The sequence below is a fragment of the Streptosporangium canum genome, assembly GCF_900113865.1.
GTDB lineage: Bacteria > Actinomycetota > Actinomycetes > Streptosporangiales > Streptosporangiaceae > Streptosporangium > Streptosporangium canum.
Genome location: NZ_FOQY01000090.1, coordinates 1 through 1,098, shown reverse-complemented (window position 1 = coordinate 1,098; position 1,098 = coordinate 1). Strand labels below are relative to the sequence as shown.

Annotated in this window: 1 protein-coding gene; it reads right to left on the bottom strand. The window is 58.7% G+C overall.

From position 1 onward, the window contains the following. The coding region (locus BM085_RS42550) for a hypothetical protein (protein ID WP_143121351.1) at positions 1–328 on the bottom strand (328 nt) is incomplete at its 3' end. Positions 329–1,098 lie beyond the last annotated feature (770 nt).

Genomic DNA, 1,098 nt, shown 5'->3' with positions numbered 1-1,098 from the left:
GAATCATGGCGGCATGCTGTTCGCGAGACTTGGCCAGCTCTTCCTGGATACGTGCCGTAGCGGGCACGGCGGCCGCGCGAATCATGGCGGCATGCCGTTTGCGAGACTTGGCCAGCTCTTCCTGGAGGGGCGAAGTGTCCAACGCCTTGATTATCCTCGTGATGTACTTCCCGAGGTAGTTTCGCTTTGATGTGACCCCAGAACTAGCCGTACTGGAGTCCCACTTGTCGAGAGCGTCGATAGCCTGCGCAGCCTGCCAGTAAGGCTCTCCAGTGGCGGCCATGCGCCTACGGATCTTGCTCTTTCTGCTGTGGTCCTTCTTCGGCATGTCCTTCTCCTGACAGCGGCAGGTCCGTGACCCCGCCGTAGGAAGAGGCATGATGCCCACGAACGGGAAGAAGCATGTAAGCGCGATGCCTAGCACCTTGGCCGATAGCTCTTCAGTCACGGCTGAAGACATCCGGTTTGGGCCAGCGCGTCGGCCCTTGATCGCTCACTATAGCGATCGTCTGCCTCATGGTCTACTTGATTCGAAAGTACGATCTACAAGATCGAGGGTGAGCTACCCCGGGCGCCCAGCAACTACGTAGAGCAAAGATCCGGATGTGCGGAGCGCCACGACATCTACTAGATCATTAATTGGGCAGGTTGCGAAGCACAGAAGGGCTGATGGCGCACTGATTGGGGACGGTAGACGATCCAGGAATCCGTTCCTCAGCCCCGCCAGGGTTGCACTTCGGGTTGCAATACAGGGGCGTTCAGAGCCGTTCAGGATGATGGACCGCCCACGTCCTCTGACCTGCATTGAACTATCCGGAACGAGCCAAGGCCGATCTTTTAATCCGTAAGCTTATGGGGGATCAATATTGAGGTCTGCCCCCGCAGGGCCTGAGGCTTGATCAACAGCATGCGGGATATGCGCGGGATAGCTGCCACCGAGCTGCATGCCAGATGGCCCAATGGCGCAGGTCACGGCCTATGAGTGGCTGTAAACGGGAATCCCCTGTAAAACCGTCGGCTCAGCCTACGCAGGTTCAAGTCCTGCACCTGCCACACCAGCAGAAAGAGGCCCCTCACCAGCGGAAACGCGGTGTGGGG